Raw genomic sequence first — 24789 nt, forward strand, 5'->3', positions numbered from 1 at the left:
GACGCGCACATGGTTCACCGCATCGGCCTTTATCCGGGAACCTTCGACCCTATCACGCTCGGCCATATGGACATCATCCGGCGCGGATCGAAGCTGGTCGACCGGCTGGTGATCGGCGTGACGACCAATCCCAGCAAGTCGCCTTTGTTCACGCTGGACGAGCGGCTGGCGATGATCCGGCGGGAATGTGCGGAAATCGATGCCGACATCGACGTGCGGCCCTTCGATTCGCTGCTGATCGATTATGCCCGCTCGGTGGGCGCCTCGCTGATCCTGCGCGGCCTGCGCGCGGTGGCGGACTTTGAATATGAGTATCAGATGGCGGGCATGAACCAGTATCTCGATGCCAGCATCGAGACGGTGTTCCTGATGGCCGACGTCGCGCTGCAGCCGATCGCCTCGCGCCTCGTGAAGGAAATTGCAGGGCTGGGCGGCGACATCGGCAAGTTCGTTTCGCCCGGTGTTCGCACCGATGTGATGGCCCGGCTCGGCATGAGCGTCGACGTCGGCAGGGCAGACGAGACTTGACGGGTCATCATTGGTTCAGCCATGCGACGCTAGTTGGCGGCCGGGCCCGGTTCGGCCGTGGAATGAGGATGGACGACATGCGTGTTACCCGACTGTTTGGCTCCGGCATTGCGCTTGCCGCCGCCTGCGGCCTCATGCTGGCCAGCGCCAATTCCGCGCAGGCCCAGCCGGGCGGCGGTGCGCAGGATGCCCTGGCGAAGGCCGAAATGGCGGCCCGCGCGCAGAAGGATGCCGACGCCCTGCGCGAGGACGCGGAGAAGTCCACGGACAAGCCGCTTGTCGCGATGACGCCGGTCACGCCCGAAAACACCTGGGTGCTGACGCTCTCGGATGGCGCCACCGTGCGCATCCTGCTCCGCCCGGATGTGGCCCCCGGCCATGTCGAGCGGATCAAGACGCTGACGCGGGAAGGCTTCTACAACGGCCTCAAGTTCCACCGCGTGATCGATGGCTTCATGGCGCAGGGCGGCGACCCGAAGGGTGATGGCACCGGCGGCTCGCCGCTGCCGGATCTCAAGCAGGAGTTCAGCTGGCTGCCGCACATGCGGGGCACCGTCTCCATGGCGCGCGCGCAGAGCGATGACAGCGCCAACAGCCAGTTCTTCATCATGCTGATGCCACGCATGCAGCTCGACCACAAATATACGGTGGTGGGCCGGGTGATCGATGGCATGGCCGGTGTCGACCAGATCGCCAAGGGCGAGCCGCCGGCCCAGCCGACGACCATCGTGCGCGCCTATATCCAGAGCGATCAGCAGGCCGCTGCACCGGCCGGCAGCAACACCGCAGGCTGAGCGCGCCGACACGCGCGAGGGATTACCGGCCAGCAGGACCTCGCTGACCGGCACCTGTTCAACGCCCGCCGCAGACGCTAAGGGCGCCAGCCATGCGCGTTGACCTTTTCGATTTCGACCTGCCGCCCGAGCGGATTGCCCTGCGTCCGGCCTCGCCACGCGATGCCGCGCGGATGCTGGTGCTCCAAGGCCAGGACGGGGGCCTGCGCGACATGGGCGTGCGCGATCTGCCGACCGTGCTCCGTGCCGGCGACTGCCTTGTCTTCAACGATACGCGCGTCATCCCCGCCCAGCTGGAGGGGCAACGCGGCGAGGCAAAGGTCGGGGTGACGTTGCACAAGCGCCTGGGACCGCGCGACTGGCAGGTCTTCGTCCGCAACGCCAAGCGAGTGCGGCCCGGCGACATCATCGCCTTCGCGCAAGGCGTGCACGCGCAGGCCGGCGAGCGGGACGCGGATGGCGGCATGACGCTCAGCTTCCTCGGCGACGAACCGGTGGAACTTCTGCTCGAACGCGCCGGCCAGATGCCCCTGCCCCCCTATATCGCCAGCAAGCGGCCCACCGACCAGCGGGACCGCGAGGACTATCAGACGATGTTTGCGCAGGAGCCGGGTGCCGTCGCGGCGCCCACAGCAGCCCTGCACTTCACGCCCGGCCTCGTCGCAGCGCTCGCCGACGCGGGCATTGGCCAGGCGACGCTTACTTTGCATGTCGGTGCCGGCACCTTCCTGCCGGTCAAGGCCGAGGATACCGACGAACACCGCATGCATGCCGAATGGGGGCGGATCGACCAGGCGACGGCGGATCGGCTGAATGCAGTCCGCGCCAAAGGCGGGCGCCTGATCGCGGTGGGCACGACCAGCCTGCGCCTTCTCGAAAGCGCCACGGGGGAAAATGGCATCATTCGGCCGTTCGCGGATGAAACGCGCATTTTCATCACCCCGGGCTATCGCTTCCGCGCCATTGACGGGCTGATGACCAATTTCCACCTGCCCCGCTCGACCCTGTTCATGCTGGTCAGCGCCCTGATGGGGCGCGAGCGGATGCAGGCGGCCTATGCCCACGCCATCGCGCAGGGTTATCGCTTCTACAGCTATGGCGATGCGAGTCTGCTGCTCCCCTGAGGGCGCGCAGCGCCGCGCCTAGATCAGCCCGAGCCGGCCGAGATCGGCCGCCAGCTGATCGGGCAGCATATCACCGCCCTCGCCATCCCCCATGTCCGGCGGCGCATCCTCGTCAGCCAGATAGCGCCAACCCTGATGGGCGCGCTTGGGTCGCGGCACCACCGGAATGAGTCGCGGCGCAAGGCGTATCCATTGCCGCCCGTCCGACCGCGCCTCGAACCCGAGCAGCGGACTGCGCCCGACGATCTGATGCGCCAGTACCCAATAGAGCGATCCGCCCGCCATCTCTTCATGCCGCTTGGGCAGATAGCGCGTCGTCAACCGCGCCTCGCCACCCTCTCCGGCCTGTGCATGGCTCTCCAGCCAGTCCCGCAAAGTGGCGGCGCTCTCCGACTGAAAGGCGATCTTGGTCATATGAAGGGGCATGATGCCGATCTAGGGCTTGGGGGCGAATTGGCAATGGCGGCGGTTGGTCGATTTGGAGGATGCGGCCGGCTCACGCGATATCTTCGTCATTCCCGCGAACGCGGGAATCCAGTCAATCGAGCGGCGCAAAACCGAGGCTGACTGCAAAGTCCGGCCAATCGGGATTTGGCTTGCTCGATCAGATCAAGTTTCCAGGCTCTGCGCCACTTCTTGATCTGCTTCTCGCGTAGGATCGCATGTTCCATCGTCGCGTGCTGCTCGAACCAGACCAACAGCTTGACTCCATGTTCCGCCGAAAAGCCGCCGAAGGTTTCAGTACGGTGCTGAGCCACGCGCTGCATCAAATCGGATGTCACGCCCAGATAGAGCGTCCCATTGCGGCGCGACGCCAGCAGATAGGCATAAGGTTCGATGCTCCGCTTCATGGCGAGCTCGCTACTGGATTCCCGCGTTCGCGGGAATGACAGGTGAGTGCCCCGTCCCGACAGCCAGTCGCCACCCACTCGCAGACAGCAGACCTCCCCACATTCATTTCCATCCCTCCGTCATAACGAAGCATCCACCACCTCGCCCAAGCCACCCAAAGCCCCCACAATAGTTTCGCTTCGGCCTGCTAAAGCAAGCGTCGGTTGCGGGCTTGGGTCCTCGAACGCATCTACCACCCATGGCGCACTCTGAGTCCTTTACGGCCGGCACGGTCTATCTCGTTGGCGCAGGTCCGGGCGATCCTGATCTGCTGACGGTGCGTGCTGCCCGTTTGATCGGCCGGGCGAGCCTGATCGTGCATGACGGTCTGGTCGATGCCGCCATCCTCGCTCTGGCTTCGCCGGAGGCGGAGCTGATCTCAGTCGCCAAGCAACGCTCGCGCCATTCGATGAAGCAGGAGGCGATCAATTCGCTGCTCGTCGGCGAGGCGCTTTCGGGCCGTGATGTCGTGCGCCTCAAGGGCGGCGATCCCTTCATTTTCGGCCGTGGCGGCGAAGAGCTGGAGGCCTGCCGCGAGGCTGGTGTGCGCTGCGAGGTCGTGCCCGGCATCAGCGCGGCGGTCGGCGGCGGCGCCAGTGCCGGCCTGCCACTCACGCATCGCGAGGATGCCAGCATCGTCAGCTTCGTCGCGGGGCAGTGCAAGGGTCTTTCCGAGCAGAATTGGGTTGGCCTTGCCGGGCCCGGACGCACGCTCGTCATCTATATGGGCCTCGCGACCAGCCAGGATATTGCCGAGAAGCTGATGCGCGACGGGCTCTCGCCCTCGACGCCGGTCGCGGTCATTGAGAAAGCGACGCGCCCCGATCAGCGCGTGCTGCGCAGCCTGCTCGCCGATCTCGGCGATCTTGTGGCGCGCGAGGCGGTCGAGAGTCCGGCGCTGATCGTGGTGGGCGAGGTCGTGCGGCATGCCGATGCGCTCGATTGCCTGCCGCTTGGATCATTTCACATTCAGCACAGCACAGGTGCGGGGAGCCACTGACGACATGAATATCCTGACCGGCAATGATCTCGCCACCGGCGACGTCATCTGGTGGACTGGCCAAGGCTGGTCCATCCATGTGAACGACGCCGTGGACGTCGGCGAGAAGGGCGCGGAAATCGCCCAGGCCGAAGCCGCCGCGCGTCGCGTGAACGAAGCCTATGTGATCGACGGCGAGCAGGACGGAGAAGGCAGTATCCGCCCCGCCCACATCAAGGAGCGTATCCGCGCGCTCGGCCCGACCGTGCGCCTCGACCTGAGCCTCAAACCCGCCGACCCCAATGCCGGCAACTGGGTGATCTGATGGCGCGCCAAACCACCCTGCCGTTCGTGTCGAGCGAAGTCGAGACACGCCGCACCCAACGCTTCTCGACTTCGCTCGAAGCGAACGGAAAGTAAGACCATGTATCAGTACGACACTTACGATCAGGCGATGGTGGATGCCCGCGTTGCCGAATTCCGCGACCAGACCCAGCGTCGCCTCGACGGGCAGCTGAGCGAGGCGCAGTTCCGCCCGCTCCGCCTGATGAACGGCCTGTATCTCCAGTTGCACGCCTATATGCTGCGCGTCGCCATTCCCTATGGCACGCTGTCGGGCAAGCAGATGCACATGCTCGCCCACATCGCGCGCAAATATGACCGCGATTACGGCCATTTCACCACCCGCCAGAACATCCAGTATAACTGGATCAAGCTCGCGGACGCGCCGGACATTCTCGCCGATCTGGCTTCGGTGGAGATGCACGCCATCCAGACCAGCGGCAACTGCATCCGCAATATCTCGTCCGACCAATATGCCGGCGTCTCCGCCGACGAGGTCGCCGATCCGCGCCCGCTCGCGGAACTGCTGCGCCAGTGGTCGAGCTTCCACCCGGAGTTCACCTATCTGCCGCGCAAGTTCAAGATCGCGGTGATCGCGAGCGCAGAGGATCGCGCGGCCATGCGCCTGCACGATATCGGCATCGAGCTGGTGAAGAAAGACGGTGAAATCGGCGCCCGCGTGTTCGTCGGCGGCGGCATGGGCCGCACGCCGATGGTGGCGCCGGAAATCCGCGATTTCGTGCCCTTCGCCGAAATCGTCTCCTATCTGGAGGCGTGCCTGCGGGTCTACAATCGCCACGGCCGGCGCGACAATAAGTACAAGGCGCGGATCAAGATCCTCGTCCACGAGATGGGCCGGGAGGAATATACCCGCCAGGTCGAGGAAGAGTTCGCGCATATGAAGACGCTCGGGCTCGATCCGCCGCTGGCCGAACTGGCTCGCATTGCCGATCACTTTGCGCCGCCCGCCTATGAGACCGGTCTTTCGGACGAGATCGACCTCTCCGACCGCGATTTCGCGGCTTGGGTGAGCACGCAGGTGAAGCCGCACAAGGTGCCGGGCTATGCCATCGTCAACATCAGCCTGAAGCCCATTGGCGGCATTCCGGGCGATGCCTCCTCCGCGCAGATCGACCTGATGGCCGACCTGGCCGAAAAGTATAGCTTCGATGAGCTGCGCGTTACCCACGCCCAGAACATCGTGCTGGCGCATGTGAAGAAGGCGGATCTCTACGCGCTGTGGAAGGCGCTGGAAGAAGCCGATCTCGGCACCGCCAATCTCGATCTCATCAGCGACATCATCGCCTGCCCGGGCCTAGATTATTGCAGCCTTGCCAATGCGCGCTCGATCCCGGTCGCGCAGAAGATCGCGCAGCGCTTCTCCGATCTCGATCGGCAGAAGGAGCTGGGCGAACTGAAGCTGAAGATCAGCGGCTGCATCAATGCCTGCGGCCACCATCATGCCGGCAATATCGGCATTCTCGGCGTCGACCGGAAGGGTGTGGAGAATTACCAGCTCCTGCTCGGCGGTTCCGGCGCGGACGATGTCAGCCTCGGCCAGATCACTGGTCCTGGTTTCGACGAGAACGGCATTGTCGATGCGGTCGAGAAGGCCACCAACGTCTATCTCGCCAACCGGCAGGAGGGCGAGCGCTTCGTCGACACCTTCCGCCGGATCGGCATGGCCCCGTTCAAGGAGGCACTTTATGCTTGAATATCTGTCCCTGCGTGAAGGCGGCGAGGCAGCCGAATTGCCCGCCGTGACGCTGGAGGCCTTTTCCGGCCAGAGCAATTCGGCCGCCGTGCGCATCGAGCCGGGCGAGGACGCCCGCGAGTTGCTGCCGCATCTGGACCGCGTGGCGCTGGTGGAAGTGAACTTCCCCGTGTTCGGTGACGGACGCGGCTATTCGGCGGCGCGCATCCTGCGTGAGGCTGGCTATGCCGGCGAGTTGCGCGCGGTGGGTGATGTCGCGGTCGATCAGATCAGCCATATGGTTCGCTGTGGGTTTGACAGCTTCCGGCCGGACAAGCCGCTCGACCCTGCGCTGATCGAAGCAGCGCTCAACCGCTTCCCCGGCGTCTATCAGAAGACCGTCGATCCGCGCGCGCCGATCTGGGCGCAGCGCCACGGAGCAAGCAATGGCTGAAGCCGCTCGCCAGATCGACCGGATCGACGCCGCCCCGCGCTGGACGCAGGCGGATGCGGACGCGCTCAACGCGCGCTTTGCGGGCGTGGATGCGGGCACGATGCTCAAGACGCTGTTCGCCGAGGATGCGCTGGGCACGGTCGCCGTCGTCTCCTCCTTCGGCACGGAAAGCGCGGTGCTGCTTCACCTCATCGCGCAGGCGGACAAGAGCGTGCCGGTGATTTTCGTCGATACGCTCAAGATGTTCCCCGAGACGCTGGACTATCGCGATACGCTGATCCGCACGCTCGGCTTCACCGATAGCCGCGTGGTCGAGCCGAAGGCCGACGTGCTGGCGGCGAAGGACGACAAGGGCCTGCGCTGGTCCTACGACCCCGATGGCTGCTGCGAAATCCGCAAGGTCGAGCCGCTGGCGCGCGCCAAGCAAGGCCTCGATGCGTGGATTAGCGGGCGCAAGGCCTTCCAGTCCGTGACGCGCCAGAACCTGCCGCGCTTCGAGATCGAGGACGGGCGCCTGAAGATCAATCCGCTGGGTGATTGGGACAAGGCGGCGCTGGAAGCCTATTTCACCGCGCACGACCTGCCCCGCCATCCGCTGGAAGCACAGGGCTATCTCTCGATCGGCTGCGAACCCTGCACCAGCAAGGTGATGCCGGGCGAAGACCCGCGTGCCGGTCGCTGGCGCGGCTGGGACAAGGTGGAATGCGGCATCCACACCAGCTCGACGCCGCTGGCGGACCCGGAAGACCCGGCCAACCAGCCGGCGTTTTGAAGGGGAAGCTCGGCGCCGAGGGTCTCGGGGCCTGTTCGAGATTGCCGCTTGATCTATCGTCACCCCGGGCTTGACCCGGGGTCCAGCTAACTGAATAGCCCTCTCCCCTTAAGGGGAGAGGGTTGGGAGAGGGGAAACTCGGCGCAGCAACTCGCCCCTCTCTACTCCGGCTAGCCGATAAATCGGCAAGCCTGCGTATCTCTCCCCTCAAGGGGAGAGAGTAACTTGCCCAAACCTGGTCGTCACGGCGTAGGCATTGCGCCTCATCCTTAGGTTCGAAAGCCCCCATGCCCACCTCCCCCACCCCCTATGACGCCATTATCCTCGGCGCCGGCGCGGCGGGGTTGATGTGTGCGGCGGTGGCCGGGCAGCGGGGGCGCAAGGTGCTGCTGCTCGATCATGCCGACGAGCCGGGCAAGAAAATCCTCATTTCCGGCGGCGGACGGTGCAATTTCACCAACCTCCACACCGCGCCGGATCGCTACCTCTCCAGCAATCGCCATTTCGCCAAATCCGCGCTCAGCCGCTACACCGCGCAGGATTTCCTCGCGCTGGTCGAGCGCTACGGCATCGCCTGGCACGAGAAGACGTTGGGGCAACTCTTCTGCGACGGTAGCGCGCGGCAGATCGTCGCCATGCTCCTGGAGGAGTGCGCGAAGGGCGCTGTCGACATCGCCTGCGCCTGCCCGATCCGGGAGGTCACCCATGCGGATGGCCAGTACCACGTCGACACGCCGCGCGGCATCGCGACCGCGCCGGCGCTGGTCATCGCCACCGGCGGGCCGTCCATTCCCAAGATGGGCGCGACCGGCTTTGCCTATGATCTTGCCCGCCAGTTCGGCCTCAAGATCGTGCAGCCGCGCCCGGCGCTGGTGCCGCTGACCCTCAGCGGTGACGATGCGCTGTTTCGCGAGCTGTCCGGCGTCTCGGCCGATGTCGTCGCCCGCACCGGCAAGACGCGCTTTCGCGAGGCGGCGCTGTTCACACATCGCGGCCTCTCCGGTCCGGCGATTCTGCAAATCTCCTCCTACTGGCGCCATGGCGAGGGCGTTGGCATCGATTTTCTGCCCGATCATCCGCGCGACTGGCTGCTTGCCGCCAAGCGCGAGGCCCCGCGCATGACCCTGCGCCGCCTGCTCCGCGCCGCGCTGGCGGAGCGCCTCGCGGACCGGCTGGCGGCCGATCTTGCGCTGGAGGCGGAGCTCGGCAACCTGCCCGACCGCGCCCTTGCCGCCGCACAAGCGCGTCTGGCGGACTGGACGTTCATGCCCAATGGCAGCGAAGGCTATGCCAAGGCGGAGGTGACAGCGGGCGGCGTCGATACCGCCGGCCTCTCCTCGCAGACGATGGAGGCCAAGGCGGTTCCAGGTTTGCACGTGATTGGTGAGGCGGTGGATGTGACCGGCTGGCTGGGCGGCTATAATTTCCAGTGGGCGTGGGCCAGCGCCCATGCGGCGGGACAGGCGGTTTAAGTCCGCCGCACCATCATCGCACCCACGTGCTCCTGCGGAGGCAGGAGCCCAGGGCGGAGAAGCCGGTCGATTGTGCCCTGGGTTCCTGCCTTCGCAGGAACACAACATCTGCCACAACCGCCCCTAGCCGCCGGGAAGAGCTCAGGCGCCCTCCTTCAATCCTTCACTCATAACCATCATCCGCCCCGGCATAGCTATCGTCCGCCAGATCGGTGAACCGCGTGATCTTGGAATCGAAGTAGAGCCGCACCTTGCCCGTGGCGCCGTGGCGCTGCTTGGCCACGATCAGCTCGGAATGGCCGGTGATCCGGTCCATCTTCTCGCGCCAGGCGGCATAAGCGCCCTCGTCCTCGATCTTGGGCTCCTTGCTCATCTCATAATAGTCCTCGCGGTAGAGGAACCACACCATGTCGGCGTCCTGCTCGATCGAGCCGGATTCGCGCAGGTCCGAGAGTTGCGGGCGCTTATCCTCGCGGCTTTCCACCGCGCGGCTGAGCTGGGAGAGCGCGATCACCGGCACCATCAGCTCCTTGGCGAGGGTCTTCAAGCCACGGCTGATCTCGGAAATCTCGTTGACGCGGCTGTCGCCGGTCTTGCCCGAGCCTTGCAGCAGCTGGAGATAGTCGACCACGATCATGCCGATATTGTGCCGGCGCTTGAGGCGGCGGGCACGGGTGCGCATCGCCGCGATGGTGAGGCCAGCGGTATCGTCGATGAACAGCGGTAGATCCTGCAACTCGCGCGAGGCGCGGACGAGGTTCTGGAACTCGCTATGGTTGATCCGCCCCATGCGCAGCTTCTCGCCGCTGATGCCCGACTGCTCGGCGAGAATACGCGTCGCCAGCTGGTCGGCGGACATTTCCAGGTTGAAGATCGCAACCGGCGCGCCGATCGACTTTTCCGGCGGGATGCCGTCGGCCATGTCGCGCATCCACCGGCTGGCGGCATTATAGGCGATGTTGGTCGCCAGCGAGCTCTTGCCCATGCCCGGGCGCCCGGCAACGATGATGAGGTCCGACGGATGAAGGCCACCGGTGCGGTTGTTCAGGCCATCCAGGCCCGAGGTGATGCCCGAGACATGGCCGCCGGAATTGAGCGCCTTCTCCGCCATGCCGACTGCAAGCCGCGTCGCCTGCGCGAAGGTCTTCATGCTGCCGGTATCGCCGCCCTGCTCGGCCACGGCATAGAGCGCCAGTTCCGCCTGCTCGATCTGCCCCTTAGGGTCGATGGCATCGGAGGTATCGAGCGCCTTGTCGACCAGCTCCCGTCCGACGCCGACCAGCTCGCGCAGCAGCGCCAGATCATAGACCTGCCGCGCAAAATCGCGCGCGCCGATCACCGCCGCGCCGCTGCCGGTGAGCTGCGCGAGATAGGCCGGGCCGCCCAGTTCCTTGAGCGCCGGGTCGCTCTCCAGCAGTGGCTTCAAGGTCACCGGATTGGCGACCATGTTGCGATCGACCAGCTTGAGGATCGCCTCATAGATGCGCCCGTGCAGCGGCTCGAAGAAATGCTCGGCGCGCAACTCCATCTGCACGTCCTCGACGATCCGGTTGTCGATCATCAACGCGCCGATCAGCGCAGCCTCCGCCTCCACATTGCGCGGCATACGGGCTTCAGAGCCGGGCACATCGGGCACCGGAGCAAGACGGATCGTGTTTTCTGACATGGGGGAGGCATTGTCCTCTCTTCCGAGGTGCGGCGCAAGAGCCGAGGGTGCGTCCAACTGTGGAGGACTGTGGATAAGACTGGGGATGGATTTTGGAAGCGCCACCTCAACTCCGTCACCCCGGGCTTGACCCGGGGTCTCGCTTCTCAGCACATAAGTCCATGGATCGGGAGCGACAGGGTGGCTGGGTCTACATCATGGCAGATCGCTATCGCGGCACGATGTATGTCGGCGTGACCGCTCATCTCGGCGCGCGCGTTCTTCAGCATCGCAGCGGAACAGGATCGGACTTCTGCGCCCGCTATGGATTAGCCCGACTGGTGTGGGCGGAGCCGGGCGAGGACATTGCCCAATGCATCGCTCACGAGAAACGGCTCAAGCGCTGGCGACGCGAATGGAAGTTCGCGCTGATCGAACGGGATAATCCCGACTGGAATGACAGGTTCGATCTGCTTGTCTGAAGAAGCGGGACCCCGGGTCAAGCCCGGGGTGACGCGAGAAGAGAGGTCGATCTGCCGCGCAATCCGTGGCACAAACCCTCATCCCAGCCCCTTCACCGCCTCCAGAACCTCGGCGGCGTGACCCTTCACCTTCACCTTGGGCCACACGCGCACGATCTTTCCGTCCACATCCGCCAGGAAGGTCGCGCGCTCGATGCCCATATATTTGCGGCCATAAAGGCTCTTCTCGACCCAGGTGCCGAAGGCCTCGCACACGCTGCCATCGCCATCGGACGCCAGCGTGACGGCGAGGCTGTGCTTGTCGGCGAAGCGCTTGAGCTTGGCCGGCGCCTCCTTGGAGACCGCGATCACCGGCACGCCCAGCGCGCCGAAATCACCGATCAGCCCGGTGAAGTCGATCGCTTCGGTGGTGCAACCCGGCGTATCGGCCTTGGGGTAGAAATAGACGACCAGCGGCTTGCCACGAAAATCCGCGAGCCGGATCGGCGCCTCGTCCGCACCGGTGAGAGTGACGTCGGGCAGGGTATCGCCTTGGCTCAGCATCATGTCGTTCCTTCCGATGGCGCCGCCTGGCCGGCCAGCGCGTTCCAGCTCGTGGCGATGATCTGCCGCGCGGCATCGATTCGGGCAAGCAGCTCGCCCCAGTCGCGGGCCCCGCAGGCCCGTGCGACCAGCCAGCGGCTTTCCTCCACCGGTTCGCTCGATTGCGGCGCGACGAGGCGAGCGACGACCAGATAGCGAGTCAGCAGGTCCGCGGCCTCACGCAGCGCGTCATCAAGGAGCCCGGCGGCGACCAGTTTCTCCAGCGCGATGTTGAGACTGGGCGAGAAGCCAGTGCGATGGGTGAGCTGCGTCACATGGATGAGGAATTCCAGATCGACGAGGCCGCCCGGCATCAGCTTCACGTCGAGTGGCCCGGCTGGCGGCTTGTGGGTGGCGATGTCGCGCCGCATCTTCACCGCCTGCGCGAGCAGTTGCGCGAGGTCGCGTTCGACCATCAGCGTCTGCCGGACGATCTCGTCCAGCGCGGCGCGGGCGCTGGGCGATCCGAACACCGGACGGGCACGGGTGAGCGCCAGATGCTCCCAGGCCCACGCCGCCTCCGCCTGATAGCGCGCAAAGCTTTCGAAGCTGACCGCGAGCGGCCCCTGGTTGCCCGAGGGGCGCAACCGCGTATCGACTTCATAAAGCGCTCCGGCGGCCGTCGGCACGGAGAGCGCGTTGATCACCCGCTGGGAGAGGCGGTTATAATAGAGCGTCGCGCCCAAGGGCCGGCGCCCGTCCGATTCCGCGTTGAAATCGCCGCTGAACAGGAAGATCAGATCGAGGTCGGAGGCGTGGGTGAGCAATCCGCCACCGAAACGCCCGAGCGCCAGGATGGCCAGCTCGCTACCCGGCACCCGGCCATGGGTCTGCTCGAACTCCGCCACGGCAGCTGCGGCGAGCACATCCACCGCCGCCTCCGCCACCCGCGCATAGCCTCGCCCGACCTCAAGCGGATCGACCTCGCGACTAACGATCTGCACGCCCAGCGCAAAACGCCGCTCGCCCACCACATGGCGGACATGATCGAGCCGGTGCTGGAAGTCATCGCCAGCATCATGCGTGCGCATCGTCTCGATGAGCGTCGGCACATCGGGCGGCAGATCGAGCGCGCTCTGGTCGATCAGCCCGTCGAACAGCGCCGCGCGGCGCCCCAGCGCATCGGCGAGCGTGGGCGCGTGCGAGAGGATCGTCACCAGCGTCTCGGCCAGCGCCGGGCGGGCCACCAGCAGGCGCAGCAGATTGACCGCCGTCGGCAGGCCTTCGATCACCTGATCTAGCTTGTTGAGCGCGGTAAGCGGCGCGGGCGCACGGGCGATCTGGCGCATCAGGCCGGGCAGCAGCTCCTCCAGTGCCTCGCGCGCCGGGGCGCTGCGCAGCGGGCGCAGGCTGCCGTCCCGCCAGCGGGTGATGCGCGCGACGAAGGGCTCGGTCTCCTCGATGCCGATGTCTTCCAGCCGCTGCGCCAGCGCGCGCGGCTCATCGGGCAGGCGATCATCGCCCTCCTCATCCTCGCCGACCAGACCATCGAAGGTGAGGCCGGTCGCTTCGACATGCGGCCGCAACGCCGCAAGCAGTGCCGCGCCGTCGGCATAGCCGGCCAGCTGCGCGACATTGTCCAGCGCGGCCGGGCTTTCCGGGAGCATGTGCGTCTGCCGGTCATCGACCATCTGCAGGCGATGCTCGATCGTGCGGAGCATCACATAGGCCGCATCGAGCCGCGCGCGCTCGTCAGGCTGGATCAACCCCGCCTCGCCCAGCACGCGCAGCGCCGCGCGCGTCGCCGGCGCCCGCAGCGCAGGGTTGCGCCCGCCCTGAATGAGCTGGTGCGCCTGCGCGAAGAACTCCACTTCGCGAATGCCGCCGCGCCCGCGCTTCAAGTCGAAGCCGGGGCCAAAGCGCTGGCCACTGGCATAATGCGCGCGGATGCGGCGCGAGACATCGCTGATCGCCCGGATCGCGCCGAAATCGAGACTGCGCCGCCAGACGAACGGCCGGATCGTGCTGAGGAACTCCTCGCCCAGCGTGATGTCGCCAGCCGCCGCGCGGGCGCGCACGAACGCCGCCTGCTCCCAGCCGACTGCCGCGCTCTCATAATAGCTGATCGCCGCTTCGACCGGCAGGATGATCGGCGAAACCTCGGGCGATGGGCGCAGCCGCAGGTCGACCCGGAAGACGTACCCGTCCCCGGTCCGCTCGGTGAGCAGCGCCACCATCCGCCGCGCCAGCCGCAGCGCTGCTTCCTGCGGCTCTTCCTTGCCGCGCGTCGGGATCGTCTGTGGATCGAAGATCAGGATCGGGTCGATGTCCGAGCTGTAATTGAGCTCCCGGCTGCCATGCTTGCCCAGCGCGATCACCGCGATGCCGCGCGGCGGCTCATCCGGGTAGCGCTCGGCAAAGGCCGCGTTCAGCGCCGTTTCGATGGCTTCGTCAGCAAAGTCGGAGAGCCGCCGGGTGACGATATCCAGATCCCAGAGCCCGGCCAGATCGGCAATCGCTGCCACCAGCGCCAGCCCGCTGCGCCGCGCCCGCAGACGCCGATCCACCGCCGCATCGGGCTCCAGCGCCCGCCCGGCCGCCCATGCGGCCTCCGCATCCCCCTGAAGCAGCAGCGCGACCAGCTCGGGATAGACATCGATCTGGCGCGCCAGAAACGGCGAATGCGACCGCGCGCGGGCGAGGGCATCGGTAATAGGGGTGGTGGTCAGGCTCTCCATTGCCGCCTCTTAGCGACAGGAGGGTTGGGCGGAAAGGTCCGTCACGGCCCCGCCGCCACGCCTGCTCCCATCCAACTGCCCGCCGACTGATTGACATGTGACTATATGGTCACTTATCAAGCTGGCCCATGGACGCAGTCTTCGATGCTCTCTCCCACCCCGATCGGCGCGCGCTGCTTGACTTGCTGTTTGAGCGCGACGGACAGAGCGTGAGCGAATTGCAGGCCCGGTTTCCCGTCTCCCGCTTTGCGGTGATGAAGCAACTAAAGCTGCTTGCTGCGGCCGGGCTCGTCACAAGCCACAAGAGCGGGCGGGAAAAGCGCCACTATCTCAATCCCGTGCCGATCCGCCTCGTCGCGGATCGCTGGATATCCCGCTACGCGGCACCCTTTGTGGGGGCGCTCGCTGATCTCAAGACACAGGCAGAAAGGACCTCAGCCGTGGTCGATCCAAGGCATGTTTACGAACTCTATGTGCGCGCGCCAGCCCAGGCGGTGTGGGACATTCTGACCGATGACGCCAAGACGCCGCTCTACCAGCATTTTAACATGACCTCACAGACGGAATGGCGCGTCGGCGGTGCGATTTCCTTCATGATGGACGACCGCCCAGTGATCGTCGGCGAGCTTCTCGCGCTCGAGCCGCCCAAGCGTCTGGTCATGACCTTTCACGCCCGCTGGTCAGCGGAAGTGGCTGCCGACAAGCCATCACGGGTAACTTGGACCATGGAGGATATCCCCGGCGGGGCCTGCAAAATCACCCTGATCCACGATGACTTTGGTGGGGATAGTGCCACGAGCCGTCAGGTCGGGGGTGGTTGGCCGGAAACCCTATCGCGTCTCAAAACGCTGGTGGAGACCGGCACGCCTTTTGAAATCACCCCGGCTTATGCCCCCGCGGGCGGTGACAGCGCCTAAACCGCCACCTCGCGCCACGCCCCCGGCGCCAGGCCGTCCAACGTCCACTGCCCCACTTGCCAGCGCACCAGCCGCAGGGTCGGGTGGCCGACCGCTGCGGTCATGCGGCGCACCTGGCGGTTGCGGCCTTCGCTGATGGTGAGGCGCAGCCAGCAATCGGGCACGCTCTTGCGCACGCGAATTGGGGGATCGCGCTCCCAGAGGTCCGGCGGTGCGATGCGGTCGGCCTGCGCGGGGCGGGTCATGCCGTCATTGAGCATGACGCCGCGCCGCAAGCGCTCGAGCGCCGGCTCGTCCGGCTCCCCTTCCACCTGCACGAGATAAGTCTTGGGCGTCTTGTAGCGGGGATCGGAGATGCGCGCCTGCAAGCGGCCGTCATCGGTGAGCAGCAGCAGCCCCTCGCTGTCCCGGTCCAGCCGACCGGCAGGATAAACGCCCGGCACATCGATATAGGCCGAGAGCGTCGGGCGCGGCGACGGCGAGCGCGCATCGGTGAACTGCGGCAACACGCCATAGGGCTTATTGAAGAGGATGAGCCGCGCCATCGTCCGCTTAATCCTCTGGATCGAGGGTGACGCTGCCCTGACTGGCCAGCGCCGCGATCAGCGCCAGCACCGCCGCATCCGGGGTCTTCACCGGCACGTCATCCCCTGCGCAGAGCTGCTCGGCGAAGCGCGCCGCCTCCCCCGTGCAGGCAAACGCCTCGCCATCGACGAACAGCGTCAAGGCATCCGCCCCGTCACGGACAAACACGAACCGGCTGGCCGGATTGCGTCGCACCGGCAAGCCGTCGTTCAGCGCATCCTGCACGTCCTCCGCCAACACCGGCGCTTCAGGCCGCCAGTCTGCCTGCGGATATTTGGGCGTGCTGCTCGCTTGCCCGAACCAGCGCGCGAATCCGGCGCGATCCGCCAGTGCCTGCGTCGCCAGATCGTGCAGCCGCGCCAGTGCCTCGGCTGTGATCTCGCCAGGATTGGTCTGTAGCGGCAGGCCGGGGTCGGCATAACGATCATCCTCGGCCAGCCCTTCTGCGACATGGGCGCTCCAGTCCTCGATCAGGTCGCGCTGGGAAGGCGCGCGAAAGCCGATGGAATAGGTCATGCAGTCCGGCCCGACCGCCACGCCATCATGCGCGATGCCCGGTGGCAGATAGAGGATGTCGCCCGGCTCCAGCACCCATTCCTGCGTCGGCACGAAGTCCGCCAGCAGGCGCAGGTCGTCATGCGGGCGCAACGGCGTCGCCTCGTCGCACAGACCGCCGATCTGCCAGCGCCTTTTGCCTGCGCCCTGGATGAGGAACACGTCATATTGGTCGAAATGCGGCCCGACCCCGCCACCATCGGTGGCGTAGCTCACCATCACATCATCCATCCGCCAGTTGGGGATGAAGCGGAAGGGTGCCATCAGCGCGGCTACCTCCGCGACATAATGGTCGACCGCCTGCACAAGCAGCGTCCATGGCGCATCGCCCAGCTCGCCAAAGCGCGCCTCGTGCAGCGGGCCGTGCTCGACGGCCCAGTCGGTGCCGGCCTGCGTAATGAGGCGCGATTCCACCTCCTCCTCGCAGGCCAGGCCGGCGAGATCATCGGGCTCCAGCGGATTGACCCACTCGGCCCACGGATTGCGGATGAGCAGCGGCTTGCGCTGCCAATACTCCCGCAAGAACAGGTCGATATCGAAATCGGCGAGCGTCATCGCCGCGCTCAAAACGCCTTGCTCGCATAATCGGCGCGGAAGCGGCTCGCGAACTCGGTGAGCCGCCCGGCGGCGATCGCATCCCTCAGCCCCGCCATCAGCGCCTGATAGAAATGGAGATTGTGCTGCGTCATCAGCATCGCGCCCAGCATCTCGCCGGCCTTGACCAGATGATGAAGATAGGCACGGCTGACGCTGCCGCAGACCGGGCAGGTGCAGCGCGCATCGAGCGGTGTCGGATCCTCGGCAAAGCGCGCATTGCGGATGTTGAGCGGCCCGGCCCAAGTGAACGCCTGCCCGTTCCGCCCGGAGCGGGTCGGCAGCACGCAATCGAACATATCGATGCCGCGCTCCACCGCACCGACGATATCGTCCGGCTTGCCCACGCCCATCAGATAGCGCGGCTTTTCGGCCGGCAGATGGCCCACGCAATGGTCGAGGCAGGCGAACATCGCCTCCTGCCCCTCGCCCACGGCAAGGCCACCGACGGCATAGCCATCAAAGCCGATCTCAACGAGCGCCTGCGCAGACTGCTTGCGCAGCTCCTCATCGAGCGCGCCCTGCTGGATTCCGAACAGCGCCGCCCGCGCGGCATGGTCTCCGCCCGCATCGAAGCCCGCGCGCGAGCGCGCCGCCCAGCGCATCGAGCGCTCCATGGCCTGCGCCTGCGCATCGCGGCTGGTGGTGGTCGGAACCAGCTCGTCAAAGCACATCACGATATCGCTGCCGAGCAGCCGCTGGATTTCCATCGATCGCTCGGGGCTGAGCATATGGCGCGAGCCATCGATATGGCTGGCAAAGGCGACGCCCTGCTCGGTGACCTTGGTGAGCGCAGACAGGCTCATCACCTGATAGCCGCCGCTATCGGTGAGGATCGGCCGCTCCCAGCCGGAGAGCGCATGCAGCCCGCCCAGCGCCGCCACCCGCTCCGCACCGGGTCGCAGCATCAGGTGATAGGTATTGCCCAGGATGATATCCGCGCCCGCCGCGCGCACTTCCGCCGGACGCATCGCCTTGACGGTCGCCGCCGTGCCGACCGGCATGAAGGCCGGCGTGCGGATCACGCCGCGCTTCATGACGATCTCGCCGGTGCGGGCCTTGCCGTCCGTGGCGGCGATGCTGAAGGCGAACCGCGCCGACTGCGGATCGGCGGGCACGCGGAAGGGCGGGGGAGTATGCGGGGCGCTGTCGCTCATGCCCGCGCCATAGCGCGCCGCGGCCGCATTGACACCCCCCGGCGGGCGACGTGTGTCAAGCCAAGAGGATATAGCGAACACCCTTCACCCTTCTCCCCTTGAGGGAGAAGGATCCGCAGCCTTGCCGCCTTCTGGCGGCTAGGCGGAGTTGGATGAGGGGTGGCGGATCTCTGATCCGCGCGATCCTGGGGATCGCTCACCCCTCTCCCAGCTTCGACTAAGGCAGCAGGCTGCCAAGTCTGCGCATCCCTCTCCCTCAAGGGGAGAGGGCATGAAACCCACCGGCAACCTTCCTTCACCGCCGTTAGATAATCCCGCAAAATTCCATCTGGACCGCCCGCGCACCCGCGCTAAAGTCCGCGCCAGCCGAGGAGCCCACAAGGCCCCGGACCAATCGCCTGCCCCATGCTGCCCGGGGGCGGGCATCATCGGGAGAGATCAGTGGCAGAGTTCGACATGATTGATGCAACGGCCTGGGCGGCGATGCTGCTCGGGGCCTTTACGCTGGCCACCGCCATCGGCGCGCTGCGCAAGCCTGGCCTGTGGCAGACGATGGTCAAGGAGATCGAGCAATCGCCTGCGCTGCAATTGCTGTGCGGACTGGTAGAATTGATTCTGGGCGCCGCGGTCTATCTCGCCAATCCATGGATTCCGGCGGATATCCTCACCTGCATCATGAAGGCCATTGGCGGCATCATGATGATCGAGGCGCTGGTCGTGCTCGCCTTCTCGGACCTCTACTTCCACTTCTGGCTGCGCAATCTGGCAAACATGCAGCGCATCTGGGTGGCGCTGACGCTGGCCTGCGGGCTGGCCCTCACCGTGGCGGGACTGATGCGGCTCAACTGACCGCGCGCGGCATGCTGCGTGATGCCGGAAGGACGCAGGCTGACAGGATTGTGGACGGTGAGACGGGCGTGATCGGCGCAGCGGGAGCCTTCTGCCTCCTGCGGCGTTGCACGGATCAGCCTCTTGTCGGAGTTTCAACTTGCGCCCTTTCCCTTCCCTATCCCCTTGTCTTCTCGCCATTCTGGCCGTCGCCCCCGCTTTGTCGGCACCCGCCCTCGGCCAGACCACAACGGCGGCAAGCGAAGCTGCCGAGCAGCGTGAAGCCGCACGCGCCCGCGCGGGGGACCGGCTGACCATCGGCCTGGGCGCCGCAGTGATCCCGGAATATGAGGGCGCCAACGGCACCAGCATCACGCCCGTGCCCGGTGCGGTCGGCAAGTTGGGCGGCCTCAACTTCCTCTATGTCGGCAATCGCGCCAGCATCGATCTGATCAACGATGGCGGCTCGCGCTGGGATTTCCAGCTCGGTCCGGTCGCCACCATCGGCCTCAACCGCACCAATGTCGACAAGATCGACGACGAGCGCATCCGCGCGCTCGGCAAGGTCGGCACCTCGGTCGAGCTGGGCGGCTATGCCGGCATTGCCCGCTGGGGCCTTATCACCAGCAACTATGACCGCCTCTCTGCAACGGTCACCGCGCGCAAGGATGTCGCCGGCGCCCATGGCGGCACGATCATCACCCCCTCGGTCAGCTACATGACACCGCTGAGCACCAAGAGCCTCGCGGTCGTGTCCTTTAGCGCCAATCATGTCGATGGCGATTATGCCGGCACCTATTTCTCGATCACCCCCGCACAGAGCGCCGCAAGCACCCTGCCCGTCTACACCGCCGGCAGCGGCTGGAAGGACTGGACGCTCGCCGCCGCCGGCAACATCGCCCTGACGGGTGATCTGTCGGGCGGCCTCTCGCTGGTCGGTGGCGTCGCCTATACCCGCCTGCTCGGCGACATCGCCGACAGCCCGGTGGTGCGCCTCGCCGGATCGCGCAACCAATGGATGTTCGGCGCGGGACTGGCCTACACATTTTGACGAAATGGCGGCGCGCCGGTACGCCGGTGCGCCATGGAACGTTGGACCCAAGCGCTTTTCACGCACTCATCGACCCGAGAGGCTATTCTCGAACACCGTTTTCTTGCGGCAATAGGGAGTCAGCTTTGGGAGGAAGGCGAATTCGACCTCGCTGTCTCGCATAGCGAGGTCGACAATGCCGGGCATGACGTGATCATCGAAGCGCGCGGGGTAGTGAGGCACATTCAGCTCAAGGCGCTCCATGCGGCCGGGCGTGCTCGCCATTTTCCTGTTCAAAAGCGCCTGGAGGATAAACCTTCAGGTTGCGTCGTTCTTATGCGTCATGATCTCAGAACGCTGATGATCACTGGATATGGCTTCTACGGAGGCATGCCCGGCGAAAAAATGCCTAGCTTGGATGGAAAGATCGTCAAGCACAGCAAGGCAGATGCAAAAGGGAACAAAGCCCTACGCCCGGGCTTGCATCTGCTGCCAGTTTCCCGCTTCCAACCGGCCCCGGACGCGCAGTCTCTGACGCGACTGCTCTTCGGCGAGCCCGGTTTACAGCTTGGCCCCGTCGACAAAGCAGGGTAAGGATAGCCCTTCCCCGGGGAGCCTGCTGACTGGCTGAGAGGGATGGGTAGCGCCATCCGACCCGTTGAACCTGAACCGGCTCGTACCGGCGGAGGGAGCGGAGCGTGGCCAGTCTTGCCACCCTCATTCCCTGAGCCACAGGCGGGCCGGCCCTTGAGAGGAGGGTGGCGGCGATGATGACGGGCAGCGTGCTCACCCTGCAACTGGCGCAGGTGCTGGGGCTTTATCTTATTCTCATTGGCCTTGCCGGCCTCTCCGCGCCGCAACGCTGGCGGGCGCTGCTGGATGATTTCGACCGCGCGCCGGGGCTGGTGCTGCTCGCCGGCGTGGTGACCTTCGCCATCGGCGCGGCCCTTGTGCTCGTCCACAGCAGTCTGACCGATCCGCTCGCGACCCTCGTCACGCTGTTTGGCTGGGGTGCGCTCATCAAGGGCGCGCTGCTGATCGCCGTGCCGGGGCCATTGCTGCGCATCGGCCGCGCGGTTGCTTCCGCCACCGCCACCCGCATCTGGGCGATCGCCGCGATCATCCTTGGTCTTCTGCTCGGCGTTGCCGGGCTCACCGGCCGCGCCGGTTTCCTCTGATTCCTCCGTTCACAGAAAGGCTCATCCCCATGGCTGACATCCCCGCAAAGGCCGAGATCGGCGTGACCACCGGACCCATTCGTGGCAGCCGCAAGATCCACGTCGGCCCGCACCGCGTGGCGATGCGCGAGATTCACCTCGAGCCCAGCTCCGGCGAGCCACCGGTGCGCGTGTATGACACGTCCGGCCCCTATACGGACCCGGACGCGCGGATCGACATCATGGCTGGCCTCCCCGCCCTGCGCCGCGACTGGATCCTCGGGCGCGGCGATGTCGAGGCCTATGATGGCCGCGCGGTGAAGCCGGAGGACAACGGCCAGCTCGGTCCGGATCGCTCCGGCGGCGTCCGCCCCTTCCCCAATGTCGTCAAGCGGCCGCTGCGCGCCAAGGCCGGCGCCAATGTATCCCAGATGCATTATGCCCGGCGCGGAATCATCACGCCGGAGATGGAATATGTCGCCGAGCGCGAGAATCTCGGCCGCGCGCGCCTCGCCAACTATGTCCGCGATGGCGAGAGCTTCGGCGCCAGCATCCCCGATTATGTGACGCCCGAGTTCGTACGCGATGAGGTGGCCCGCGGCCGCGCGATCATCCCCAACAACATCAACCACCCCGAGAGCGAGCCGATGGCGATCGGCCGCAACTTCCTGGTGAAGATCAATGCCAACATCGGCAACAGCGCCGTCGCCAGCGACGTCGCGAGCGAGGTCGACAAGATGGTCTGGTCGATCCGCTGGGGCGCGGACACGGTGATGGACCTCTCCACCGGCCGCAACATCCACGACACGCGCGAGTGGATCATCCGCAACTCGCCCGTCCCCATCGGCACCGTGCCCATCTATCAGGCGCTGGAGAAGGTCGGCGGCATTGCCGAGGATCTGACCTGGGAGATCTTCCGCGATACGCTCATCGAACAGGCCGAACAGGGCGTGGATTATTTCACCATCCATGCCGGCGTGCGCCTTGCCTATATTCCGATGACCGCCAAGCGCGTCACCGGCATCGTCTCGCGCGGCGGATCAATCATGGCGAAATGGTGCCTCGCGCACCACAAAGAGAGCTTCCTCTACGAGCATTTCGACGAGATCACGGAGATCATGAAGGCCTATGACATCGCCTACAGCCTTGGCGATGGCCTGCGCCCCGGCTCCATTGCCGATGCCAATGACGAAGCGCAGTTCTCCGAGCTTTATACGCTGGGCGAGCTGACGCACCGCGCCTGGAAGCAGGATGTGCAGGTGATGATTGAAGGGCCGGGCCATGTGCCCATGCACAAGATCAAGGAGAATATGGAGAAGCAGCTGCAGGTCTGCGGCGAGGCGCCCTTCTATACCCTCGGCCCCCTCACCACGGACATTGCGCCGGGCTATGACCACATCACCAGCGGCATCGGCGCCGCGCAGATCGGCTGGTATGGCACGGCGATGCTCTGCTACGTCACGCCCAAGGAGCATCTGGGCCTGCCCGACCGGGACGATGTGAAGGTAGGCGTGGTGACCTACAAGCTCGCCGCCCACGCGGCCGATCTTGCCAAGGGCCACCCGGCCGCCAAGGTCCGCGACGATGCGCTGAGCCGCGCCCGCTTCGAGTTCCGCTGGCGCGACCAGTTCAACCTCAGCCTCGATCCCGAAACCGCCGAACAATATCACGACCAGACCCTGCCCGCAGAAGGCGCCAAGACCGCGCACTTCTGCTCCATGTGCGGCCCGAAATTCTGCTCGATGAAGATCACGCAGGAAGTGCGCGACTTCGCCGGCAAGCAGAATCAGGGCGTGGAAGGCTTCATCGCCACCGGCCCGACCGGTGCGGAGACGGCGGCGGCGAGCAAGGCTGCGGCGCTCAAGGGGATGGAAGAGATGAGCAAGGTGTTCCGCGAGACGGGGAGCGAGCTGTATATGGGGAGTGGGGGACGGGAGCGGGATTGAGGGCCAAGGCGGCGGGATATCCACCTTGTAATTCTCTAGGCAATTTTATTGTTTGGCAGATAAGCTTCGCCAGTTTCGTCGGCATGGCGCCAGAGTTTCTCCATGAGCTCTGGCAGCCTTTCCCCTCCAGCGACAACTCGCATAACATGCGCTCCGTCAATGCAGATGAATTTCAGTGAGCCTTTGCTATTAAGCCCTTTCAGCGCCTCCACGGAACAGCCATTGATCGATATGTATATCCCTCTCGTATCTGCAGTCTTTCCCTCAATCTTATAGATGAATGCACCAAATTCTGCGCCCGCAATTGGGCTCTTTACCCATTTCGCTTCGACGAGATTGGTTCGGGATCGCCAAGAGAATGATCCGTCAATCTGCTCACCTTTTAACTTGAAAGACGAACGAGGATCCAATCCTTCAAGTTCAAATAGGTCATTTAGGAAAGATTCTAACAGATATCCCCGGGCTTGTGCATTGCCTTCCGTCATTAAACTAAGGAAACGTTCATGTAGTATAACGCGTGCCTGTTCTCTTTTTAAAAGAGCATCCGTCCGCTTACGCTCCTCGGTTGCTCGTTGTTGGGAGCGGAGAAGTTCCTTCTCTTCCCGAATACGTCGCGCTTCGAAAGCGTCGCTCTTCTGCTTATTTTTCAATCCTTCAATTGCGGCCAATGCCGATGCAGAAGCGTCCGGGAAATTGCCGCTCGTCAAACCCGTAACAATTGCGGATACAATACGGGTGCCTTCGGCCCCCGCCGAATCAAGATCCGATAAAACTTCCTGAACAACGAATCTCTTAGGCGCTCTGTCATATTCTCTGTTTGAGGAGTTCGACGCGATAAGCTCTGCTCGATCCCGAGCAGCCTTGAGCATTTCGCCAGGCACACCGGATCGAATAAGATATCTGTCTAAGGCTTTGTGGTAATTAAAGCATTCGCTCAGAGCGTCCTCGACATATCCCAGAGTTGCCGCATCAAACCGCATCTAATCGTTCCCCTCAAGCGCGATGTGGGGATTACTAGGCCAATTCTCAATAATGATACCGGCACTGCGCCACTTGTAGCGTCTGGTCCTTCCCGCTCCCCGCCACCCGATACACCAGCCGATGCTCATGGTTGAGCCGACGCGACCACCAGCCTGACAAATTGCCACCCAACGGCTCAGGCTTGCCGGTGCCTTTGAAGGGATGTCGCCGGCATTCCTCGATCAGCCCGTTGAGCTTCTCGGACATTTTGGGGTCATGGTCCTGCCAATGGCGATAATCTTCCCACGCCGTCGGCCAGAACGTCACGTTCACGGGAGTGGCACGCCCTCGTTATCAACACCGGCACCGCCCGCCTCGAAGCCCCGCACGGCTTCCAGCAAGCGCTCGGCATTTTTGGGCGAACTCAGCAGGTACAGTGTTTCCTCGATCGACGCCCATTCGCTCGCGGAGACCAGCACCGCTCCTTCACCACGCTGACGCGTGATGGCCAGCGGTGCGCGATCCGCAACGACCTTGTCGATCATCGACTTCAAATTCTCGCGCGCTTCGGAATAGGATACAGCCTGCATATCCTAAATATGGACAGAGCTTTGTACAATGTCA

General features: G+C 65.0%; 27 protein-coding genes and 1 riboswitch. Of the genes, 16 read left to right on the top strand and 11 right to left on the bottom strand.

Annotated elements, in window-relative coordinates:
• The first annotated feature begins 9 nt into the window (after positions 1-9).
• The 3 genes from coaD to queA all read left to right on the top strand — a co-directional run bounded on the left by coaD (position 10) and on the right by queA (position 2446).
• Entirely contained in the window at positions 10-528 is a 519-nt protein-coding gene (gene coaD / locus M2334_RS14225) for a pantetheine-phosphate adenylyltransferase (RefSeq protein WP_264605757.1), read from the top strand.
• 77 nt (positions 529-605) lie between these two features.
• A complete protein-coding gene (locus M2334_RS14230) occupies positions 606-1322 on the top strand; it encodes a peptidylprolyl isomerase (RefSeq protein WP_264572047.1) in 717 nt (238 codons plus the stop codon).
• A 92-nt stretch (positions 1323-1414) separates the two neighbouring features.
• Entirely contained in the window at positions 1415-2446 is a 1032-nt protein-coding gene (gene queA, locus M2334_RS14235; RefSeq protein ID WP_264605758.1) for a tRNA preQ1(34) S-adenosylmethionine ribosyltransferase-isomerase QueA, read from the top strand.
• Positions 2447-2464: 18 nt separating this feature from the next.
• Here queA and M2334_RS14240 read toward each other — a convergent pair whose 3' ends face one another.
• Both M2334_RS14240 and M2334_RS14245 read right to left on the bottom strand, forming a co-directional pair.
• Positions 2465-2872 carry a DUF1489 family protein gene (locus tag M2334_RS14240; protein WP_264576541.1) on the bottom strand — a complete coding sequence of 136 codons (408 nt, stop codon included), beginning with the start codon at positions 2870-2872 and terminating at the stop codon, positions 2465-2467.
• Positions 2873-2958: 86 nt separating this feature from the next.
• Positions 2959-3297: a GIY-YIG nuclease family protein gene (locus M2334_RS14245; RefSeq protein WP_319801352.1), complete on the bottom strand. Its 339-nt coding sequence runs from the start codon at positions 3295-3297 to the stop codon at positions 2959-2961.
• 239 nt (positions 3298-3536) lie between these two features.
• Between M2334_RS14245 and cobA the strand changes: the two genes are divergently transcribed.
• The 6 genes from cobA (at position 3537) to M2334_RS14275 (ending at position 9049) form a co-directional block, all read left to right on the top strand.
• Positions 3537-4337, top strand: coding sequence for a uroporphyrinogen-III C-methyltransferase (gene cobA / locus M2334_RS14250; protein WP_264592748.1), 801 nt, complete (start codon positions 3537-3539; stop codon positions 4335-4337).
• Between the two features lie 4 nt (positions 4338-4341).
• Positions 4342-4641 (top strand): DUF2849 domain-containing protein, encoded by a 300-nt coding sequence (locus M2334_RS14255; protein ID WP_264605759.1) that lies wholly within the window; start codon positions 4342-4344, stop codon positions 4639-4641.
• 99 nt (positions 4642-4740) lie between these two features.
• Positions 4741-6372, top strand: coding sequence for a nitrite/sulfite reductase (locus tag M2334_RS14260; RefSeq protein ID WP_264578182.1), 1632 nt, complete (start codon positions 4741-4743; stop codon positions 6370-6372).
• Positions 6365-6805: a DUF934 domain-containing protein gene (locus M2334_RS14265; RefSeq protein ID WP_264574461.1), complete on the top strand. Its 441-nt coding sequence runs from the start codon at positions 6365-6367 to the stop codon at positions 6803-6805. The genes M2334_RS14260 and M2334_RS14265 overlap by 8 nt, the downstream gene beginning before the upstream one ends.
• Positions 6798-7577 carry a phosphoadenylyl-sulfate reductase gene (locus tag M2334_RS14270; protein WP_264574460.1) on the top strand — a complete coding sequence of 260 codons (780 nt, stop codon included), beginning with the start codon at positions 6798-6800 and terminating at the stop codon, positions 7575-7577. Before M2334_RS14265 ends, M2334_RS14270 begins: the two co-directional genes overlap by 8 nt.
• 287 nt (positions 7578-7864) lie before the next feature.
• Positions 7865-9049 (top strand): NAD(P)/FAD-dependent oxidoreductase, encoded by a 1185-nt coding sequence (locus M2334_RS14275; protein ID WP_264595113.1) that lies wholly within the window; start codon positions 7865-7867, stop codon positions 9047-9049.
• A gap of 163 nt (positions 9050-9212) precedes the next feature.
• Here the strand turns inward: M2334_RS14275 and M2334_RS14280 are convergent, their stop codons facing one another.
• The gene (locus tag M2334_RS14280) at positions 9213-10715 is read right to left on the bottom strand and encodes a replicative DNA helicase (RefSeq protein ID WP_181558720.1); all 1503 of its coding nucleotides are present in this window, start codon (positions 10713-10715) and stop codon (positions 9213-9215) included.
• Positions 10716-10876: 161 nt separating this feature from the next.
• Between M2334_RS14280 and M2334_RS14285 the strand changes: the two genes are divergently transcribed.
• Positions 10877-11176: a GIY-YIG nuclease family protein gene (locus tag M2334_RS14285; protein ID WP_264595114.1), complete on the top strand. Its 300-nt coding sequence runs from the start codon at positions 10877-10879 to the stop codon at positions 11174-11176.
• 78 nt (positions 11177-11254) lie between these two features.
• On the opposite strand, the gene bcp is transcribed toward M2334_RS14285, so the two are convergent.
• Together bcp and M2334_RS14295 are read right to left on the bottom strand one after the other, a co-directional pair.
• The gene (gene bcp / locus M2334_RS14290) at positions 11255-11719 is read right to left on the bottom strand and encodes a thioredoxin-dependent thiol peroxidase (protein WP_264606094.1); all 465 of its coding nucleotides are present in this window, start codon (positions 11717-11719) and stop codon (positions 11255-11257) included.
• On the bottom strand, positions 11719-14436 hold the full coding sequence (locus M2334_RS14295) for a bifunctional [glutamine synthetase] adenylyltransferase/[glutamine synthetase]-adenylyl-L-tyrosine phosphorylase (protein ID WP_264605760.1): 2718 nt from the start codon (positions 14434-14436) through the stop codon (positions 11719-11721). The genes bcp and M2334_RS14295 overlap by 1 nt, the downstream gene beginning before the upstream one ends.
• 128 nt (positions 14437-14564) lie before the next feature.
• On the opposite strand from M2334_RS14295, the gene M2334_RS14300 reads away from it, so the two are divergent.
• A complete protein-coding gene (locus tag M2334_RS14300; RefSeq protein WP_264605761.1) occupies positions 14565-15353 on the top strand; it encodes an ArsR/SmtB family transcription factor in 789 nt (262 codons plus the stop codon).
• Here M2334_RS14300 and M2334_RS14305 read toward each other — a convergent pair.
• From M2334_RS14305 to tgt, 3 genes are read right to left on the bottom strand one after another with little or no spacing between them, the layout of a single operon-like run.
• On the bottom strand, positions 15350-15898 hold the full coding sequence (locus tag M2334_RS14305) for a pseudouridine synthase (RefSeq protein ID WP_181558716.1): 549 nt from the start codon (positions 15896-15898) through the stop codon (positions 15350-15352). The genes M2334_RS14300 and M2334_RS14305 overlap by 4 nt on opposite strands.
• Positions 15899-15905: 7 nt before the next feature.
• Positions 15906-17048 (bottom strand): cupin domain-containing protein, encoded by a 1143-nt coding sequence (locus tag M2334_RS14310; RefSeq protein ID WP_264605762.1) that lies wholly within the window; start codon positions 17046-17048, stop codon positions 15906-15908.
• 8 nt (positions 17049-17056) lie between these two features.
• Positions 17057-18244: a tRNA guanosine(34) transglycosylase Tgt gene (gene tgt, locus M2334_RS14315; protein WP_264605763.1), complete on the bottom strand. Its 1188-nt coding sequence runs from the start codon at positions 18242-18244 to the stop codon at positions 17057-17059.
• A gap of 441 nt (positions 18245-18685) precedes the next feature.
• Here tgt and M2334_RS14320 point away from each other — a divergent pair, with 441 nt between their 5' ends.
• From M2334_RS14320 to thiC, 5 genes are all read left to right on the top strand, one after another.
• Complete coding sequence (locus M2334_RS14320) at positions 18686-19093, top strand: hypothetical protein (RefSeq protein WP_264605764.1); 408 nt, start codon at positions 18686-18688, stop codon at positions 19091-19093.
• Positions 19094-19292: 199 nt separating this feature from the next.
• Complete coding sequence (locus M2334_RS14325; RefSeq protein WP_264592249.1) at positions 19293-20123, top strand: MipA/OmpV family protein; 831 nt, start codon at positions 19293-19295, stop codon at positions 20121-20123.
• Between the two features lie 33 nt (positions 20124-20156).
• Positions 20157-20696: a hypothetical protein gene (locus M2334_RS14330; protein WP_264576553.1), complete on the top strand. Its 540-nt coding sequence runs from the start codon at positions 20157-20159 to the stop codon at positions 20694-20696.
• A 4-nt stretch (positions 20697-20700) separates the two neighbouring features.
• Positions 20701-20811, top strand: a riboswitch (TPP riboswitch).
• A 58-nt stretch (positions 20812-20869) separates the two neighbouring features.
• Positions 20870-21280 (top strand): DUF2065 domain-containing protein, encoded by a 411-nt coding sequence (locus M2334_RS14335; protein ID WP_264605765.1) that lies wholly within the window; start codon positions 20870-20872, stop codon positions 21278-21280.
• A gap of 29 nt (positions 21281-21309) precedes the next feature.
• On the top strand, positions 21310-23205 hold the full coding sequence (gene thiC, locus M2334_RS14340; RefSeq protein ID WP_264605766.1) for a phosphomethylpyrimidine synthase ThiC: 1896 nt from the start codon (positions 21310-21312) through the stop codon (positions 23203-23205).
• Positions 23206-23240: 35 nt separating this feature from the next.
• On the opposite strand, the gene M2334_RS14345 is transcribed toward thiC, so the two are convergent.
• Genes M2334_RS14345 through M2334_RS14355 form a run of 3 tightly spaced genes read right to left on the bottom strand, consistent with a single transcriptional unit; the run spans position 23241 to position 24755 of the window.
• A complete protein-coding gene (locus M2334_RS14345; protein ID WP_264595122.1) occupies positions 23241-24185 on the bottom strand; it encodes a hypothetical protein in 945 nt (314 codons plus the stop codon).
• A 46-nt stretch (positions 24186-24231) separates the two neighbouring features.
• Entirely contained in the window at positions 24232-24498 is a 267-nt protein-coding gene (locus tag M2334_RS14350) for a Txe/YoeB family addiction module toxin (RefSeq protein ID WP_264574446.1), read from the bottom strand.
• The gene (locus M2334_RS14355; RefSeq protein ID WP_264574445.1) at positions 24495-24755 is read right to left on the bottom strand and encodes a type II toxin-antitoxin system Phd/YefM family antitoxin; all 261 of its coding nucleotides are present in this window, start codon (positions 24753-24755) and stop codon (positions 24495-24497) included. The genes M2334_RS14350 and M2334_RS14355 overlap by 4 nt, the downstream gene beginning before the upstream one ends.
• Between the last annotated feature and the right edge of the window lie 34 nt (positions 24756-24789).

This window comes from Sphingobium sp. B11D3D, assembly GCF_025961755.1.
Classification (GTDB): Bacteria; Pseudomonadota; Alphaproteobacteria; order Sphingomonadales; family Sphingomonadaceae; genus Sphingobium.